The sequence below is a fragment of the Enterobacter cloacae complex sp. P6RS genome, from assembly GCF_014982245.1.
GTDB lineage: Bacteria > Pseudomonadota > Gammaproteobacteria > Enterobacterales > Enterobacteriaceae > Enterobacter > Enterobacter bugandensis.
Window position 1 is genome coordinate 1 of sequence record NZ_JADCLB010000005.1, and the last position, 18,662, is coordinate 18,662.

The 18,662-nt window shown below is 53.2% G+C and carries 16 protein-coding genes; all 16 read right to left on the reverse strand.

The window, feature by feature from the left end; genetic code table 11:
• Positions 1–166 precede the first annotated feature (166 nt).
• The 16 genes from INF73_RS03610 to INF73_RS03685 all read right to left on the reverse strand — a co-directional run bounded on the left by INF73_RS03610 (position 167) and on the right by INF73_RS03685 (position 18,660).
• Positions 167–982: a hypothetical protein gene (locus INF73_RS03610; protein WP_193547283.1), complete on the reverse strand. Its 816-nt coding sequence runs from the start codon at positions 980–982 to the stop codon at positions 167–169.
• Positions 983–1,041: 59 nt separating this feature from the next.
• Positions 1,042–2,304, reverse strand: a complete 1,263-nt coding sequence (locus INF73_RS03615) for a flippase (protein WP_136485419.1) — start codon at positions 2,302–2,304, stop codon at positions 1,042–1,044.
• Entirely contained in the window at positions 2,301–2,858 is a 558-nt protein-coding gene (rfbC, locus tag INF73_RS03620; RefSeq protein ID WP_136485417.1) for a dTDP-4-dehydrorhamnose 3,5-epimerase, read from the reverse strand. Before rfbC ends, INF73_RS03615 begins: the two co-directional genes overlap by 4 nt.
• Positions 2,859–2,861: 3 nt before the next feature.
• Positions 2,862–3,740: a glucose-1-phosphate thymidylyltransferase RfbA gene (gene rfbA, locus INF73_RS03625; protein WP_193542265.1), complete on the reverse strand. Its 879-nt coding sequence runs from the start codon at positions 3,738–3,740 to the stop codon at positions 2,862–2,864.
• A gap of 49 nt (positions 3,741–3,789) precedes the next feature.
• Entirely contained in the window at positions 3,790–4,689 is a 900-nt protein-coding gene (gene rfbD, locus INF73_RS03630; RefSeq protein ID WP_193542236.1) for a dTDP-4-dehydrorhamnose reductase, read from the reverse strand.
• A 2-nt stretch (positions 4,690–4,691) separates the two neighbouring features.
• Positions 4,692–5,774 (reverse strand): dTDP-glucose 4,6-dehydratase, encoded by a 1,083-nt coding sequence (gene rfbB, locus INF73_RS03635; protein ID WP_193052353.1) that lies wholly within the window; start codon positions 5,772–5,774, stop codon positions 4,692–4,694.
• A 353-nt stretch (positions 5,775–6,127) separates the two neighbouring features.
• Positions 6,128–7,024: a GalU regulator GalF gene (galF, locus tag INF73_RS03640; RefSeq protein WP_041909139.1), complete on the reverse strand. Its 897-nt coding sequence runs from the start codon at positions 7,022–7,024 to the stop codon at positions 6,128–6,130.
• Positions 7,025–7,200: 176 nt separating this feature from the next.
• Positions 7,201–8,592 (reverse strand): colanic acid biosynthesis protein WcaM, encoded by a 1,392-nt coding sequence (gene wcaM / locus INF73_RS03645; protein ID WP_193542238.1) that lies wholly within the window; start codon positions 8,590–8,592, stop codon positions 7,201–7,203.
• Between the two features lie 12 nt (positions 8,593–8,604).
• A complete protein-coding gene (gene wcaL, locus INF73_RS03650; RefSeq protein ID WP_193066417.1) occupies positions 8,605–9,825 on the reverse strand; it encodes a colanic acid biosynthesis glycosyltransferase WcaL in 1,221 nt (406 codons plus the stop codon).
• Positions 9,822–11,102: a colanic acid biosynthesis pyruvyl transferase WcaK gene (gene wcaK / locus INF73_RS03655; protein ID WP_049119880.1), complete on the reverse strand. Its 1,281-nt coding sequence runs from the start codon at positions 11,100–11,102 to the stop codon at positions 9,822–9,824. The genes wcaL and wcaK overlap by 4 nt, the downstream gene beginning before the upstream one ends.
• A gap of 17 nt (positions 11,103–11,119) precedes the next feature.
• Positions 11,120–12,598: a colanic acid undecaprenyl disphosphate flippase WzxC gene (gene wzxC / locus INF73_RS03660; RefSeq protein ID WP_063437117.1), complete on the reverse strand. Its 1,479-nt coding sequence runs from the start codon at positions 12,596–12,598 to the stop codon at positions 11,120–11,122.
• A gap of 1 nt (position 12,599) precedes the next feature.
• Positions 12,600–13,994, reverse strand: a complete 1,395-nt coding sequence (gene wcaJ, locus INF73_RS03665) for an undecaprenyl-phosphate glucose phosphotransferase (protein ID WP_192986621.1) — start codon at positions 13,992–13,994, stop codon at positions 12,600–12,602.
• Positions 13,995–14,040: 46 nt separating this feature from the next.
• Positions 14,041–15,411, reverse strand: a complete 1,371-nt coding sequence (gene cpsG, locus INF73_RS03670; RefSeq protein WP_041909126.1) for a colanic acid biosynthesis phosphomannomutase CpsG — start codon at positions 15,409–15,411, stop codon at positions 14,041–14,043.
• A 109-nt stretch (positions 15,412–15,520) separates the two neighbouring features.
• On the reverse strand, positions 15,521–16,957 hold the full coding sequence (gene cpsB / locus INF73_RS03675; protein ID WP_028013792.1) for a mannose-1-phosphate guanyltransferase: 1,437 nt from the start codon (positions 16,955–16,957) through the stop codon (positions 15,521–15,523).
• 3 nt (positions 16,958–16,960) lie between these two features.
• On the reverse strand, positions 16,961–18,184 hold the full coding sequence (gene wcaI, locus INF73_RS03680; RefSeq protein ID WP_028013793.1) for a colanic acid biosynthesis fucosyltransferase WcaI: 1,224 nt from the start codon (positions 18,182–18,184) through the stop codon (positions 16,961–16,963).
• On the reverse strand, positions 18,181–18,660 hold the full coding sequence (locus INF73_RS03685; RefSeq protein WP_074135958.1) for a GDP-mannose mannosyl hydrolase: 480 nt from the start codon (positions 18,658–18,660) through the stop codon (positions 18,181–18,183). Before INF73_RS03685 ends, wcaI begins: the two co-directional genes overlap by 4 nt.
• Between the last annotated feature and the right edge of the window lie 2 nt (positions 18,661–18,662).

Here is an 18,662-nt window from a genome sequence, read left to right on the forward strand (position 1 = left end):
CATTGGACTGGCGCCCAGTGTACCTAAAAAAGCCTGCACCGGCAGATCGTTCAGGGTCATCGCCAGGAGAATTATCACTAAGCACATTGATGAAAATACGTAGTTTTTTCTACCCGAAGCGCTTATTCCAATTCTATTCATATCGGTATTCATGAATTAATGCCACTTATACTAATTTATGGCGCTTGCAAAAAGTGTAAAGCCTGTTGCGCAGCGAGTTATAGATTCTGTTTAGTTTACCCTGATAGATATCGTTTACAGCGAGACCATTTAGTAGTGCCTTATGGCTCAACATCTTTTCATTGATAATGGCTCTGAGCTTGAACTGTAGAATTGCCGGAGAGGTTTTACCCGCATTGTACCAGCCATTTCCGTTAAAAGGGAAAAGCCATTGGCTAAGATGCTGGTTTAGATTTTCCGAGAAAAAAGACACATTGATCCTACGCTGCTTCAGATCGCCGTTGATCTGTGCAAATACTTGATCATTTATTGTCGATGCACTATTTAAAGGCAGCAGCTTATCGATATTTTCTCTACGGCTCAGAAACACGTAGGAAGAGATCCATGAGGTTAGTGGCAATTGATTGATGGTAAATGCCGCTCCGGTACTGTTTAACTCGCCATAAATACCATTGCCGGTACAGCGCGCAACCGCCTTTCGGTAGAGCATTCTATCATAGAACGTAAAGAAGCGATGGTGACAGAAAGTATCATTCATAAACAGAACGATCTCATCATTGTCTATTGTTCCATCTCCCGTAAGGAGAGCATAACCTTCATCCCATGCTGAGAATTCACCAGCTAAGTTACTGCCCTTGAGCCACTGTACATTCGTTGCAGGCTCATTTTCAGGAATCAGCTTACCGCTATTATCTACAAATAAAAGATAAAAACGCTCGTTAGCAAAGATAGAGAATATCTCTTTTCTCACTTTTTCATAATAGTGGGGATAATAAAGAGCAACAATAATATTAACTTTCATAGTTATCTTTTATCTGTAAATAATTGCAGCGGCAGCATTGCCAGATTTTACGTTTAGACTTAAATTGTGCGCAACTGTCGTTTTAACAAGCGTTGGCTAATAACCGTCAAAATTCCCCAGTCCACGATGACCCTGATACTCCAAGCGAATGCTACACCAATCAGCCCATAATGCTGTACAAAAAAATAGAGCATAACGAAGTAGGGTATAATCTCAATGCAGTGGAGCAAAGCAGTGATTTTAGCTTTACCCACAGACTGGATTGCCGTAAAGGGAACCTGAGCAAGCGCGTTAAACAAGAAACCTACCAGCAAGATAATAAAAATATTCTTTGAATGCACTGCATAGCTTTGACCTAACCACAGATTTAAAATGTCTCCTGCAAACACTATTCCGAAAATCACAATCGGCGCGCAGACGGCAAACATTAGTAGCCAAGAGATTGTCATATTCCTTTTTAATTCATCTTTATGCCCCACGCAACTTAATTTTGGGAATATTGCCCTGCCTACTGCGGCTGGCAGAATCCCCAAACGGGCAATGGCTTCCGAAGGTCCCGAATAGTAAGCAACGTGCCTAGCGCCCAACATATTTGAAATGATAAAACGATCAAAATAGACCATAGCCGGGCTGATAATGTTACTGACCGTGATCCAGCCGCCAAAGAAGATTAGCCGTTTAAAAGTGACGAGGTCGAGACGCATTCCTGAATAGAGTATTTCGTTACGTACCAGCAGAAAGGCTATCAGCAACGAAATGATGCGGGAAAAAAGCAATCCCGCTATCGCTGAGAGGAGCGTTCCATCATAGATAACAAACAGCGCAGGCATTCCTGCAATGAAAGTGCTGCTAAATGACTTTTGAATATTAACAACTTTAAACTTCTCATCGCCCTCAAGAATGGCAATCCATAGCTGATTCATTAAAAATAGCGGGATTGTCAGTGCCAGTAGCTTAAAGGAGTTGTTGATATCGACAAAATCAGTTGCTGTTATGTTGAGAAAATGCACTATGGAAGCAGAGAAGATCAGTACTAGACATCCTCCTAGCGTACTTAGCGCCAACAGGAATATGGTAGCGCTGGCAATGATTTTTTTCCGTTCAGAGATATTGTTTCGATAAATAGCAATTTCCCGGGTAATTGCCCGGGTCAATCCCATATCGAAAATGCCTGCATATCCTACAACCGCGATTGCGATGGTGTAGATACCAAAAAGTTCTGGTCCCAGTTTGTGTGCCATATAGCCCAGAGCTGGTATAGCCACAAGCGATGGAATTACATATCCTACTAGGTTCCAGATGCTATTTTTAATTATGCTCATATAAAAAGCTCATTCACCGGAATAGAATTCAGCTGAGGAGCGGCTTCGTCCTTGGGCGAGAGCTTCAGATTGACATTAAACGGCCATTGAATTTTGAGCTGCGCATCATTGTAGCTTACGGCGCGTTCCAGCTGCGGCTGGTAGTAGTCGGTGGTCTTGTAGACAAACTCTGCCGTCTCGCTCAGCACCAGAAAGCCGTGTGCAAAACCTTCCGGGATCCAGAGCTGGCGTTTGTTTTCAGCAGAGAGATTTACTCCAACCCACTGACCAAAGGTTGTTGACGATTTACGAATATCGACTGCAATATCAAAGACTTCTCCCCTAATGCAACGAACCAGCTTACCCTGCGCGTGCGGAGCCAGCTGATAGTGCAAACCGCGTAAAACCCCTTTACTGGATTTCGAATGATTATCCTGGACAAACTTAACCTGGCGGCCCACGGTCTCTTCAAAAACACGATGGTTAAAACTTTCGTAAAAGAATCCACGATCGTCGCCAAATACCTTCGGTTCAAAAATAAGTACGTCAGGAATAGCGGTTTTAATCACGTTCATTGCTTAGTAACCTTTAATCATTTTTAGCAGATATTGACCGTAAGCATTTTTAGCGAGCGGTGCCGCCAGTTTTTTAACCTGATCAGAATCAATAAAGCCTTTACGGAAAGCAATCTCTTCAGGACAGGACACCTTGAGACCCTGACGTTCTTCTATGGTCGAGATAAAGTTGCTTGCTTCTATCAGACTCTGATGAGTCCCCGTATCCAACCACGCGTACCCACGCCCCATCATTGCAACAGAAAGGCGCCCCTGCTCAAGATATACACGGTTAATATCTGTAATTTCTAACTCACCACGCGCAGACGGCTTCAGATTTTTTGCCATTTCAACCACGCCATTATCATAGAAATACAGACCTGTAACGGCGTAATTACTCTTCGGTTCTAACGGTTTTTCTTCCAGACTGATTGCGGTGCCGTTCTTATCAAACTCCACCACACCATAGCGCTCAGGATCATTAACATGATAGGCAAATACTGTAGCACCATCATCTTTATTTACTGCAGCTTCAAGTTGCTTCGGCAGGTCATGTCCGTAGAAAATATTGTCACCCAACACCAGAGCACAGCTGTCATCGCCGATAAACTCTTCACCGATGATAAATGCCTGCGCAAGGCCATCTGGGCTTGGCTGTACTTTATATTGCAGATTCAGTCCCCACTGGCTGCCATCACCCAGCAATTGTTCAAAACGTGGCGTGTCTTGTGGAGTGCTGATAATAAGAATATCTTTTATCCCTGCCAGCATAAGTGTTGACAGCGGGTAGTAAATCATTGGTTTGTCATAAATTGGCAGTAGCTGTTTACTCACCGCCATGGTCACCGGGTACAAACGAGTGCCAGATCCACCGGCAAGAATAATACCTTTACGCGTAGCCATCATTTTTTCTCTATAAATACCAAATGCCCATATAAGGGCATTTATCTCATTAAATTGATTGAGTCGTAAAGAGCTCAGCGAGCATCCGTTTTACGCCAATATCCCAGGAAGGGAGTACAAGACCAAAATTCGACTGAAACTTCTCTGTGTTCAAGCGTGAATTCTGTGGTCGACGTGCAGGAGTTGGGTAAGCCGATGTTGGAACAGCATTAAGTTTTTCAATGGCCAACTCGACACCTGCTTTTCTGGCCTCTTCAAACACCAGTGCCGCATAGTCATACCAGGTTGTCGTATTCGACGCGACCAGATGGTAGAGACCAGCAACTTCAGGCTTTATCATTGCGACGCGAATAGCATGCGCTGTGCAGTCTGCTAACAACTCAGCGCCCGTCGGGGCACCAACTTGATCGTTGATTACGGAGAGTTCCTGACGCTCTTTTGCGAGCCGCAGCATCGTTTTAGCGAAATTGTTGCCCTTCCCCGCATATACCCAACTGGTACGGAAAATAAGATGCTTAGGACAATGCGCCTGCAATGCCTTTTCACCTTCAAGTTTTGTCTCACCGTATACATTCAACGGAGCAGTCGAATCTGTTTCACGCCATGGCTTTTCACCGTCACCGGGGAATACATAATCGGTAGAGTAGTGAATAACCCATGCGTCTATTTTTGCGGCTTCTTTAGCTATAGCTTCAACGCTAATTGCGTTGAGGAGTCTGGCAAAATCAGGCTCAGATTCAGCCTTATCTACTGCTGTATGCGCCGCCGCATTGACAATGACGTCTGGTTTAATTATACGAACAGTTTCCGCGATTCCTTCAGGATTGCTAAAGTCTCCGCAATATTCTTTAGAATGCACATCGACCGCTATCAAGTTACCTAGTGGAGCAAGCGCACGCTGGAGTTCCCACCCCACCTGCCCTGTTTTACCGAACAGAAGAATATTCATTATTAACGTTCTCCGTAGTTCTGTTCGATCCAACTTTTATAAGCACCGCTTTTCACGTTGTTAACCCAATCTTGATTGCTTAAGTACCACTCAACTGTCTTACGAATGCCACTTTCAAAGGTCTCCTGAGGCTTCCACCCTAACTCAGTAGCAATTTTATGTGCATCAATGGCATAGCGGCGGTCATGGCCCGGACGGTCAGCAACATAGGTAATCTGATCGCGATACGCCCCCTCTTTAGGCACAATCTCGTCCAGCAGATCGCAAATCGTATGCACCACATCCAGGTTTTGCTTTTCGTTATGTCCACCAATGTTGTATGTCTCCCCCGGTTTCCCTTGGGTGACCACGGTATAGAGTGCACGCGCATGGTCTTCAACATAGAGCCAGTCGCGGATTTGATCGCCCTTGCCGTAAATAGGCAGCGCTTTGCCGTCCAATGCATTCAGGATAACCAGCGGAATCAGTTTTTCCGGGAAATGGTAAGGGCCATAGTTATTTGAACAGTTGGTGACGATGGTCGGGAAACCGTAGGTACGCATCCAGGCACGAACGAGATGATCGCTGGAGGCTTTTGACGCTGAATACGGACTGCTGGGCGCATACGCGGTAGTTTCAGTAAAGAGTGGCAGCTCAGTTGATGCAGGATGCTCATCAGGATGCGGCAAATCTCCATACACTTCGTCGGTAGAGATGTGATGGAAACGAAACGCTTTCTTCGCCTGCTCATCAAGCGTGGACCAGTACGCACGGGCGGCTTCCAGAAGCACATAAGTGCCGACGATATTGGTTTCGATAAACGCTGCCGGGCCCGTAATAGAACGGTCAACGTGGCTTTCAGCAGCCAGATGCATTACCGCATCAGGCTTATGATTTGCAAAGATCCGATCCATGGCGTCTTTGTCGCAAATATCGGCATGCTCAAAGGCATATCGGTTGCTATCACTAACTTCTGTTAGCGACTCCAGATTTCCGGCATAGGTGAGCTTATCTACATTGACGACATCGTCCTGTGTATTTTTAATAATATGTCGCACAACCGCTGAGCCGATAAAACCAGCCCCGCCCGTCACAAGAATTTTCACGTTATCTGTTCCGTCTAGTGTATATGTCTGGATACTGGGGTTCTGAAACCTGAGTGTTTAATAACGGTTTCAGAAATTGAGCACGCTACCGCCCCTGGCTTAACAGCTACCAGTGCACTGAGCGATGTTTGATTAATGATTTTGCTTGTCTGGTTACAGACAAAAAACAGGCGTTAATTGTCGTCCTAAACGACCAGAGAAACAAGCACAAATCGCTACAAAGCTGCTGAGATTTGAATCAGATAACCCTATGTAATCATTAAAATTAATAACAAAAAACGGCAGTTATCATTTTGGTTATGTCTCAACACCAAAAATGATAACTGCCGTTTGTTCTGGATGCGGAAGGAATATCAGTCGTTAGCCAACAGCTTCTCAATCCGGCTTCTGAACTTCGCCCCTTCCTTCAGGTTGCGCAGCCCATAGTTCACAAACGCCTGCATGTATCCCAGCTTCTTACCACAGTCGTAGCTGTCACCTGTCATCAGCATTGCGTCAACGGACTGTTTTTTCGCCAGTGCTGCAATTGCATCGGTCAACTGGATACGATCCCAGGCGCCTGGCTCAGTTTTTTCCAGCTCCGCCCAGATATCGGCATTCAGGACATAACGGCCAACCGCCATCAGATCCGAATCCAGCGTCTGCGGCTGATCGGGTTTTTCGATGAATTCAACGATGCGGCTCACCTGCCCTTCCGTCTCCAGCGCTTCTTTTGTCTGGATAACGGAGTACTCGGAGAGATCGCCCTTCATGCGTTTCGCCAGCACCTGACTACGGCCCGTTTCATTGAAACGAGCCACCATTGCCGCCAGGTTGTAACGCAGCGGATCGGCTGAAGCGGTATCGATGATGATGTCAGGAAGAACAACGATGAATGGGTTATCACCCACTACCGGACGGGCACACAAAATCGAGTGACCCAGACCCAGCGGCTGTGCCTGACGCACGTTCATAATGGTTACGCCTGGCGGACAGATAGACTGCACTTCTGCCAGCAGCTGGCGTTTGACGCGCTGCTCAAGCAGCGCTTCGAGTTCGTAAGAGGTGTCGAAGTGGTTCTCAACCGCATTCTTGGACGAATGGGTAACCAGGACGATTTCTTTGATCCCTGCAGCAACAATCTCGTCGACGATATATTGAATCATCGGTTTGTCGACGATCGGCAGCATCTCTTTAGGGATGGCTTTAGTGGCTGGCAGCATATGCATGCCCAGGCCTGCTACCGGAATGACTGCTTTCAAATTAATCATTATTTCTTCCACCTTAAAATGGTTGACGAATTATAGCTCTTAAACCTGTTTTCGCCAGCATGATTTGCCGTAATCCTCTGGCAATGTTACGCCTTAGCCCCACAAATTTCTGTAGTTGCAATCTGAATAGATCACACTTCTGTGCCAGGAATAGTCTCAAAAAAGAAAATTGTCGATTATCTGTGCGGAAGCGCAAAATTCAGCCTTTCCACATTCACTACCTGCTGATCCACCCGGTCAATATCCACCGAACTCTGCCCTTTCTCATTCACCGCTTTGATGTTCGCCAGCGACAGCAAGGTTCCGTCTTTGGCCATAAATTTACCCCGCACATCTTTACGCATGTCGAAGTTGATCTTCAGCGCGGGGCCAATAGCTGCCTTCTGCATCACATTGATATTACGTAAGAAAAGATGCTGCGGCTTATTGTGCAGCTCAAGCGTCGCCCGCTTCATCTCCACGTTGGTGATCGCTACAAAGGAGGTCGCATTACCGGATGAAATTTGAATTCCGCGCAGCTTATATGCTAGCTGGCGATTATCCAGATGGATATTGTTAAGCTTGAAGTTCTGCGGGATGGACAAATAATCGCCTTTAATAACGCCATAGCCGATTAACATTCCGGCACTATTGACCATGTCGACATTATCAATAATGAAATTATCACAGCCATAAATGGCGACCGTTGCGTTGTCTATACCCGCCTTTTTACTGAAATCGGGGGTAATATTTTTGGCCTTTATATTGCGGATAACAAAGTGTTTCCCGTTCTCAACGTGCACCAGCTGGCGACAGTTGCTGCCGGTGATATTTGCCACCACGAAGTTCTTCACGGTTTGCTTTTCCGGGTAGTCGTTATCGTAGGTGCTGCCGGCGAGGCCGATGCCGATGCCCCAGTTGATCTTGCCGTTGGTGCAGTTGATGTTATCGATCACATGATCGGAGATCAGAATATTGCGGTCATTGATGGCCACGTTCCACTCGATCGCATCGCCCTGCAGATGACTGAATTTGCTGTTGGTGATCCGGGCGCCATCAACCTGATTGTGAAAGCCCTGGCGCAGGATGGCGTAGTTAGCCTGGCTCACGCTGATGTTATCAATCACCAGATTGCGCATCACGCGAGGTTTCTTGCCACCAATGTAGATCTGCGTCACCGGCCCAAATCCGCTCATTGCCAGCCCTTTGATCGCGCAGTCCGAGCCGCGAATGTCGAGCGTGATGTTCTCCGTGCGCCCGCTGCCTTCACCGATCACTTTGCAGCCTTCCTGCAGCACAAAACGCCCACGTCCGTTGCCGGTCAACGCTCCGCGGATCAGCAGCGTTTTACCGTCGGGAATGAAAATGCCCGTATTTATGTTTTCGCAGGTAAGTCCGGCCGGGACAACGACGGTGTCACCGTCCTTAAACGCCTGCTTAAAAGCGGCGATCCAGTCATTGTTATTGTACTGATTAATGGAGACCGTCTTTCCGCTTGCCGCCCGCGCCATGCGGGACGACAGCAGCGGCGAGGCCGCCAGAACAGACAGAGAAGAGACAAAGGTGCGTCGGGTAATCTTTTTCAGCATACAACCTCGGCGTTACAGCGTTTGCAGCAGGCTCGCTAACTGGCGATTGATTACCTGCTGGTTAAAATCGGTTTCAACTTTTTGTCGGGCATTCTGAAGCACGGGCTCCAGCGCCTGCTGATCGATGTCGCTGAAGGCAGCCAATCGATCCGCAAGAGCCATCGCGTTATTCTCCGGCACCAGCCAGCCGGAATGATCAGATTTGATCAGCTCCGGGATCCCGCTGTGCAGCGTCGATACCACCGGGATCCCAACGGCCATCGCCTCCATCAGCGCCACCGGAATGCCTTCCATATCGCCATCGGCTCCCGTTACCGAAGGCAGCAGGAACACGTCAGCCTCATCGAGCATGGCTTTAACCTCATGGCTCGGCTTGAAGCCCGGCATCTCCACGACATCGTCCAGCTGATACTGTTCGATAAGCGTGCGCAGACGACGCTCCCACGGCCCAATGCCCAGAATGCGATAGTGGAACGCTACACCGCGCGCTTTCAGCTGGCGGCAGGCTTCTATCGCCACATGCAGCCCTTTCTTCTCGGTCAGACGCGCGACGGAGATGATCTGCAGCGGTTTTCCCGGCACCTTAACCGGGCGACGCGTAAAGCGCGTTAAGTCCACGCCCATACGCGACACGGCAATTTTCTCTCCCGGGCAGCCCATGCTTTTCAGGCGACCGGCCCACAGGTCGCTGATGGGCAGCATCATGTCGCCGCGGCGGAAAAGCGCCTGATACTCCGGCGTGTAGTGATTCAGCACCTCGCGGCTGGAAATGTCGATACCGTGGAAGATGGTCGCAATTTTGCCGTCAATTACGCCAAGCTCACGCAGTTTCGCGGCGGTGACCCCCGCCGGGCCAAAGTGGGCGATAAACACGTCGGCACGATACGGCTGCGCCGTTTGCCCGCAGATGGCCGACAGAATTAAATTGCGAGATTCCGATCCATAGCGGGAAACGTTCAGCGCGCGCCACGTCGACGCGCGGTGGATCCCGCGTAACGTCTGGCTGGCCCGGTAGCGCAGCTTGCTCAGCTTCCCGGCCGGTTCGTCCTGCAGCCAGCGGGTCTTCGCCTCCAGCCCATACTGGGTATACGCCGCATGGGTATTTTTGGTGTCGCCCTTTTGCAGGGCGACGATCTCCACGTCATATCCCATATCGATAAACGCGGTAATTTGGTTCAGTACAAAGGTCTCAGACGACAGCGGAAATTTCAGCAAGAAGAAACCAACCTTCATTTCCCCTCCCGCACACGGTCAAGCACCGATTTCACCATTCCAATGCCCTTCTCGCGCTCGGCTTTCACCGCCACCGCCAGGCGTTCATTGATCGCGGGCAGTTGACCCAGGGTGTCCCCCACCATTGCACCGAGCGATCCGTCCAGCAGATGACGAATATCCACGGCCATCTCCGGCATGCCAAGCTGCTGCATAATCCCGGCGGACTTGTGCTCATAGTTAATCGCGATGGCCGGCGTGCCAAAGTTCATGGAGATAATCGCCGAGTGCAGACGGGTGCCCACGGTCAGGTCGCAGGCTGCGAGCAGTTTGCCCATCTCCAGGTCGTTCAGCTCGTCCATCACCACGTGGTAGCGGGACGGGTCGTTCACCAGGTTGCGCAGGTTCAGCGCTACCATGCGGTCATCTTTGTTGTAGCTGTCGATGCCGGTACAGGTTGAGAGCGCCAGCACCTGGTAACCGCTGTCCAGTACGCGGTTCACCACGTCGGCGAACGCTTTCTCATAGGCTGCCTGGGTGGTGCCAAGACGCTTATCGAACGGGGCGAGTTCACGCAGGGTAATCGCAACGGTCTTCTGTTTCGCCGTCACGTCGAGCCAGTGCTGCACCGCGTAGCTCGGCTGGAAGTTATCGTACTGGTGATCCACCAGCCAGGCGGTATCCACGCCGTGTTCTACTTTAGAGGTGTCAATTTCGCTACGCTTCATCATGTCGAGGCTGACCGATTCACGCAGGATCAGCGCGTCGCAGTGGCCAAACACATAATTTGCCAGTTGGTTAAACTGCGGATCCTGGAACGGCCCGACGCTGTGGCCGATCATAAACAGCGGCTTTTTCGCCATGAAGGTGCACAGCGCATGCTCAAACTGCGGCACGCCGTAGAGATCGACGAAGAACGAGCCGCCGACCTGAATAATGGCGTCATAGCCGGAAAGCAGACGCACGAAGTCCGTAAAGCCCTGCGCGATCGCGATGTTGCGCAGCCTGCCGGTGTCGGTGACGCGGGAAAGCAGCACCTGATGCTGGTAGCGACGGCGCAGCACTTTCTTCACGCGCCCCATCACGCCCGCGGCGTTGTTGTGCTGTTTCATCTGGCTGTAAAGCGGGTCGCCCATCACCGGGCGGTTCAGTAACCAGGATGAGCTGACCGGATAACGGCTCATCACGTCCACTTCAGTCTCAGGCTTAAGGGTGTTAATTGCATCCAGTAAACCGCGCAGGATGGCGCTGTCGCCACGGTTGCCGCAGGTATGGTTGCCAAGAATTAATAATTTCATAATGGCCTCTTAAAGAACTAGCCTGCGCGAAGCAGCGTTTTCATTTTTTCGTTACGGCAAAACTGGCGCTTCAGCTCTACCACCAGCGCGTTGCGCGAAAGCACAATCATCACGCCAAACGCCAGCGCGCCCGCGGCAACCTGCACCGCCAGCAGCGCGGCCAGCGGCAGATGCCCGCTGAGGATAATGCCCAGACCGTAGCTCACCGCCAGGGTCGGCAATGAGAGATAGAACGGCAGCCACAGGCTCAGGATGTACTGACGGTAGCTGGAGCCCAGCACCGGTTTGATCATGATGAAGTAGCTCAGAACGGTATTGACGATCTGCACCAGCAAGAAGCCCAGCGTGACGCCGATGGCGCCCGCCATATGCCCGCCGACGATAATCGCCGGAATAAACAGGAAAGTTTTGAACACGTTGAACTTAAAGCTGATATCCACGCGCGCCTTCGCCATCAGCAGAGAACCAATCGGATTGCCCACGGAGCGCAGCAGCCCCACCACGCACAGCAGCTGCAGGATCGGGATAATGCCGTTCCACTTCTCGCCAAACACCAGCGGCACGAAGTTGCTGGAAACCACCATCAGCCCCAGCAGCACCGGGAAGTTGATAATCCCCACCACGGAAAGCAGCTTGTAGAAGTTGACGCGCAGCTTCTCGGTGTCGTCCTGAATCTTGGCGAACGCCGGGAACAGCACGCGGGTGATAATGGGGTTCAGCTTCATAGGAGGAACAACCGCAACGTTATAGGCCAGGTTGTAGCCCCCCGCCACGCTCGCGCCCAGGATGCGCGCCAGCACCAGCGTCGAGAGGTTGGTATTCACATAGTTAATAATGCTGTCCGCCGTCAGCCACGCGCCAAAGCGCAGGTTGGACGAGACGGACGCGAGAGAGAAATGCAGCCCCGGACGATAAATCTTGCGGCCAAAGTAGCCGAACAGCAGCGTACGCACGGCAGAGTTAACCAGGTAACCGAGGATGGCGGTCATCGCCAGCGGCCAGAAATGGGCGCTCACCACGGTAAAGGTAAAGCCCGCCAGCACCGCGCTGGTCTCGATCATGCCGATCTTGTTGAACTCCAGCTCTTTTTGCATCAGCGCACGGAACTGCTGCCCGTGCGGGATCACCACAAAGGCAAACGACAGCGTGCGCATCAGCGGGGCGAGATCCGGGTTGTGCAGCACGCTTGCAATCACGTCGCTCAGCAGGAACACCAGCACAAACACGAAAATCCCCAGCCCCACGTTCAGCCAGTAGAGCGTGGTCAGCTCGAGATGGCTAATCTCTTTGCGCTGGATAATCGAGTTGGCGATACCAAAGTCAGACAGCGTGTCGGCCAGCGCGATAATCACCAGCGAGACGGTCAGCAGGCCGAACTGGTGATTATCGATAATGCGCGCCAGCACCGTCATCTGCACCAGGCCGAGGCCAATGATGACGATGGTCGCCATCGCTGACCACTTGGCGCCGCTGATGGTTTTTTCACGTAAGCTCATCTTAGTACGCCGCTTTGTTCACGAAGCCTTTGAAGATGGTCAGAAAAACAATCTTGATATCGAACCAGAGGCTCCACTCGCGGATGTACTCCAGATCGAACTCGATGCGTTTTTCCATTTTTTCCAGCGTGTCGGTCTCGCCGCGCCAGCCGTTGATCTGCGCCCAGCCGGTGATGCCCGGCTTCACCTTATGGCGCAGCATGTAGCCTTCAATCAGCGAACGGTACTGCTCGTTATGCGCCACCGCGTGCGGACGCGGGCCAACAATCGACATGCCGCCGGTAAAGACGTTGATGAACTGCGGCAGCTCGTCAAGCGAAGTGCGGCGCAGGAAATTCCCCACCCGGGTGACGCGCGGATCGTTCTGCGTCGCCTGGGTCACCACCTTGTCGTTCTCCATCACCTTCATGGAGCGGAATTTCCACACCATGATCGGTTTACCGTCCATGCCGTAGCGGGTCTGACGGAAGATAACCGGGCCGGGAGAGCTCAGCTTCACCGCCAGAGCGATGCAGCACAGCACCGGGGAAATGAGCAGTAAAATCAGGGAAGAGAGTATGATATCTTCCACGCGCTTGAGCACGCGGTTAATACCCGACAGCGGCGTGTCATACAGCGGTACCACCGGTACGCCGTTCACCTCTTCAATGCGGGAGTGCAGAATGTTGAAGGTAAACACGTCCGGGATCAGGATCACCGAGCAGGTGGTGTCCGCCAGCTCGCGCATCAGCTGCTTGATGCGGGTTTCGTCTTTCATCTGCATGGCGATATAGACGTTATGAATTTTTCCGGCCTTCGCGTCTTCAATAAGCTGCGCGTAATTGCCCGCCCAGTCCGCAGGCACGCCGCCCGGTTTCGCGTCGTGGTAAATCCCCACCACTTCAAACCCTAACCACGGCTCTTTGCGGAAGCTGTCGAGCAGCACTCTCCCGACCGGTAAATCACCCGCTACGGCGACGAAACGACGGTTATAGCCGCGGTTACGCAGCCAGCCCGCGCCAAAGCGGATCAGGGAACGGCACACTACCATGCCGACGCTGGTTAACAGGTACCAGCAGAGATAGGTCACGAAGCGGTTGTCAAAATCATGGCTGAACGCCACCAGACCGGCGCTGAAGATCAGGCTCAGGGTCCAGTTCTGCAGCAGCAGCATCAGTTCGGTGGTCATTTTCACGCCGCGCCACGAGCGGTAGAAATCGGTCATTCCGCCGATCATCTGAAACACAACCAGCGCAATCAGGGCCATCAGAAGATGCATATATAAGAACGGCAGCCCGCTGATCCGACACACCGCCCACAATCCACCGACCATGATGGTGATATCAGAAAAACGCTGCACCATAGAGATTAACGATGCATTCGTTCTCGCTCGTTCGCGTTTTTTTAGATTCGTCATCGTTGTTCCTGTATTCGGTTCCCCCTCCCGCCGGGAGGGGCAATTGTTACTGATTCAACAGCGCCAGAATGTCCTTCGTTCGGGCTTCCATCAGCGCCGTATCAGCGCGGGATTCCACGTTCAGGCGCACCACCGGCTCGGTGTTGGACGAACGCAGGTTAAAGCGCCACTGCGGGAACGCCATGCTGATGCCGTCCGTACGGTCAATCTCCAGCGCGTGAATGGCAAAGTGCTGTTCTACGCGGGCAATCGCCTCGGCCGGCTGCGCCAGCTTGCTGTTGATCTCCCCGCTCGCCGGGAAGGCCGCCATGCGGTCGCGCACCAGCTCGCCCAGGCTCTGCCCCTTCAGGCACAGGAGTTCGGTCACCAGCAGCCACGGGATCATCCCGCTGTCGCAGTAGGCAAAATCACGGAAATAGTGGTGGGCGCTCATCTCGCCGCCGTAGATAGCGTCTTCTTCGCGCATGCGCTCTTTGATGAAGGCATGGCCGGTTTTAGACATCACCGGCTCGCCGCCCGCGGCCTTCACCACGTCCACGGTGTTCCAGGAAAGACGCGGATCGTGAATGATCTTCGCGCCCGGGTTTTTCTCGAGGAACGCTTCCGCCAGCAGGCCAACGATGTAGTAGCCTTCGATAAACTGCCCTTTCTCGTCGAACAGGAAGCAGCGATCGAAGTCGCCGTCGAAGGCGATGCCCATATCGGCACCGTGCTCGATCACCGCGTTACGGGTGTCGTCGCGGCACTCCGGCAGCAGCGGGTTAGGAATACCGTTCGGGAAGTTACCGTCCGGCGTGTTGTGTACCTTGACGAAGGTCACCGGCACGTTCAGCGCCTTAAAGCGGGCTTCCAGCGCATCGACAACCGGGCCGGCCGCGCCGTTACCGGAGTTGATGACCAGCTTCAGCGGCTTGAGGTTCGCCACGTTGATGTAGCCCAGCAGGTGGTCGATGTACTCTTTCTGCAGGTTAATCTGCTTGTAGCTGCCGCGCTTCGCGTCGTTCACCGGCGGGAAGTCGTTGGCTTCCGCGAGGCGCTGCACGTCGCGCAGACCGGTGTCGCCGCTAATCGGGCGCGCGCCCTTGCGCACCAGCTTCATGCCGTTGTAGTCCATCGGGTTGTGGCTGGCCGTCACTTCGATACCGCCGTCCACGCCGAGGTGGAAGGTGGCAAAATAGATCTCTTCGGTACCGGACAGGCCGATGTCCAGCACGTCCACGCCCGCGTCCTGCAGCCCTTTTGCCAGCGCCAGCTTCAGGGATTCACTGGTCAGACGCACGTCGCCGCCCAACACGATGGTCTTAGGTTTTAAATATTCGCCGTACGCGCGGCCGATGCGCCACGCGATGTCTTCGTTCAGCTCTTCGCCCAGCTTGCCGCGAATATCGTAGGCTTTAAAACAGGTTAATTTTTCCATGATGACCCCTTTTTCAGGCAACAGTTGGCCCTGACCACTTAATGGCCAAATTTATTTTTGTCATTCGTAGGCCCGGCAGGCGCAGCGCCGCCGGGCATGATGCTGCGTGCTACACGCGGCCGTAGCGATCCTGGAAGCGCACAATATCGTCCTCTTCCAGATACGAGCCGGAGCGCACCTCAATTAAATCGAGAGGAATTTTTCCCGGGTTTTCCAGACAGTGCGTGGCGCCCAGCGGAATATAAATGGACTCGTTTTCACCCAGCAGCTTCACTTCGCCGTCGATAGTGACTTTGGCGGTACCCGCGACCACCACCCAGTGCTCGGCGCGGTGGTGGTGCATCTGCACCGACAGCCCCTCGCCAGGCTTCACGGTGATGCGTTTCACCTGATAACGGTCACCGGCGTCGATGGAGTCATATTTGCCCCACGGACGGTACACTTCACGGTGAATGTGGTGCTCGTGGCGGCCATCGGCCTTGATCTTCTCCACCACTTTTTTAACGTCCTGCACGGCGTTACGGTCGGCAATCAGCACCGCGTCTTTGGTCTGGACAACCACCAGATCCTTCACCCCGACGGTGGTGACGAGGCCAGACTCGGCGTAAACGTAGCTGTTTTCGGTTTTGTGGCTAATCACATCGCCGTGATGGACGTTACCCTCCGGGGTATGGGCGCTGATCTCCCACAGGGAGGACCAGGAGCCAACGTCGCTCCAGCCTGCATCCATCGGTACCACCACCGCGTCAGCCGTGCGTTCCATAACGGCGTAGTCGATAGACTCTTCCGGGCAGGCGAGGAACGCCTCTTCATCCACGCGGATAAAGTCGAGATCCGGGTCTACCACCGCCATCGCTTTTTCGCAGGCGTTCAGAATATCCGGGCGGTATTTGCGCAGTTCTTCGAGATAGCGTCCGGCGCGGAACAGGAACATCCCGCTGTTCCAGTAATATTCACCGCTGGCGACATAGGCCTGCGCGGTTTCGAGATTCGGTTTTTCGACAAACTGCGCCACGTCAAACGCCACGCTGTCGCCTTCGCCCGGCGTTACGCTGCCGCGACGGATGTAACCGTAGCCGGTTTCCGGCAGATCCGGCACGATGCCGAAGGTCACCAGCTTGCCGCTCTCGGCGTAAGGGATCGCGGCACGCACCGCGTCGCGGAATGCGTCTTCCTGCTGGATAACGTGATCTGCCGCCAGGACCAGCATCAGCGGGTCACAGTCAGGGCTGCTGCGTTTTGCCGCCAGCGCCGCCAGGGCGATCGCGGGCGCGGTATTACGTCCGGCAGGCTCCAGGATGATGTTTTCCGTGAGCTTGTTCAGCTGACGCAGCTGCTCGGCAACGATAAAGCGGTGCTGTTCGTTACAAATCACCACCGGGCTTTCACACTCCACGCCGTGCAGACGGTTTACCGTCGTCTGCAGCATGGTGAGATCCCCTTTCAGGCAGAGGAACTGTTTTGGATAGAGCACGCGGGACAGCGGCCACAACCGGCTACCAGAGCCACCAGCCATCACAACCGGATACAAAGTGGTTTGACTCATGATTTATCCCCGTATATCTGCAATAAATTGGCTCAGCACGTTCTCTTTCTCGAGCGTGCGTTCGGCATATTCACGTGCCACCGTGTTCACTTTTGGCATGGCGAGTGCCTGTTCAATGCCGGTGACCAGCGCCGGGACCGATTCCGGCTCCACGCACACGGCAATCCCCGGATAGCTGTCACACAGCTGGCCTAATTCGGTTTCGGCTTCGGCCGTAATCACCGCGTTACCGCCCACTGCCAGAATGTTGGTCAGCTTGGACGGCAGCACCGCATCCGCCGCGCCGCGTTTTTGCACGACCAGATGGCAATCCGCCATTTTCAGCAGCGCGGGCAGCGCATCGTACGATTGCAGCGGGAAAAACTTCACGTTGGTCAGGCCGCGTTCACTGGCCATCTTCTCCAGCCGCGCTTTTCCCCCGCCCTGTCCGACAATCACAAACGTCCACGGCTGTTCGATCAGCAGCTGGGCCGCTTCAATAACGCTCTCCAGCCCCTGCTTTTCGCCGATGTTGCCTGAGTAAAGAATGATTTTTTGGTCTTCAGGCAAACCGAGCCGGGCGCGCAGCGCCTGAGCTTCTTGCTCCGTCACGTCGCGAAAACGCGCCACTTCGGACCAGTTCGGGAAGAAGATCACTTTCTCCGCCGGGACGCCCTTCTCCTGCGCCTTATTCATCATCGAGCGAGAGATCGTCGAAACGTAATCCACGTTATGCAGGCCACTGCGCTCAAAGGCGCTGGCGAGCTTCGCCACCTTGCCGCCCTTGCCTTTCCCGGCCATACCCAGACCGAGCATGGCGTCCACTTCATAATCCTGAATGTGCAGCAGGGTGCGCGCGCCGGAGAGTTTTCCCAGCAGGCGCATGCCCGGCGTGCAGAACAGTGTCGGCACCACGCCGATAATGCGATCCGGCTTCCAGCGACGCTGCGCCATCAGCGGGAAGAAACTGCTGAGGGCAAAGCTGCCCAGATGAATTAAACGTTTCAGCGTCGAGGGCTGTTTCGGCACGTAGAGCGGGCAGCGCCAGACGGTCGCGGCACCCTCTTCGCGGCGATAGCGCCAGCTGGAATAGCGTTCGCCTACCTTCCACTCCGGGTAGTACGGCGGGGCAGTAATCACCCGCACGTCATGTCCCTGGCTCGCCATCCACTCCACCATCTCGCCGGTGTATTTCCCGATACCGGTTAATTCCGGCGAGTAGTTAATTCCGTAGACGAGGATTTTCATAGTCCTGGCACCTCGGCCTGACGTTCCGCGAGGAAGTACGCCCGACTGTTGTCATGGACGTTGTCGCTTGCCAGCAGCGCCTCTGGCGTTAGCCAGCGGTAATCGTCATGCTGAGAATCAGGCAGACGCAGGTCTGCCTCACTCACCTTCAGGCGGAACCCCAGCACGATGTAGTGCGTGGAGAACCCGGTGCCCGAAAAGTTATCGTCATAGAAGTGCTGCCAGACCCCGTAAAACTGGCCCGCTGCCATCGGCAACTGCAGGCCCAGCTCCGCCAGAGTGAGACGCTCAAACGCATCAACCAGCGTCTCATCCTTCTGCACGCGCCCGCCGGGCACGAACCAGAAGCCCTGTGCAGGACGATTGGTTCGTTTCCCCAGCAAGAACTCGCCGCGTTCGTTCTCCACGATCAAATCAATCGAAATGAGCGGAGTGGAACGCACTACCGTGGCAAAATCTTCCTGACTTAAAAACATCG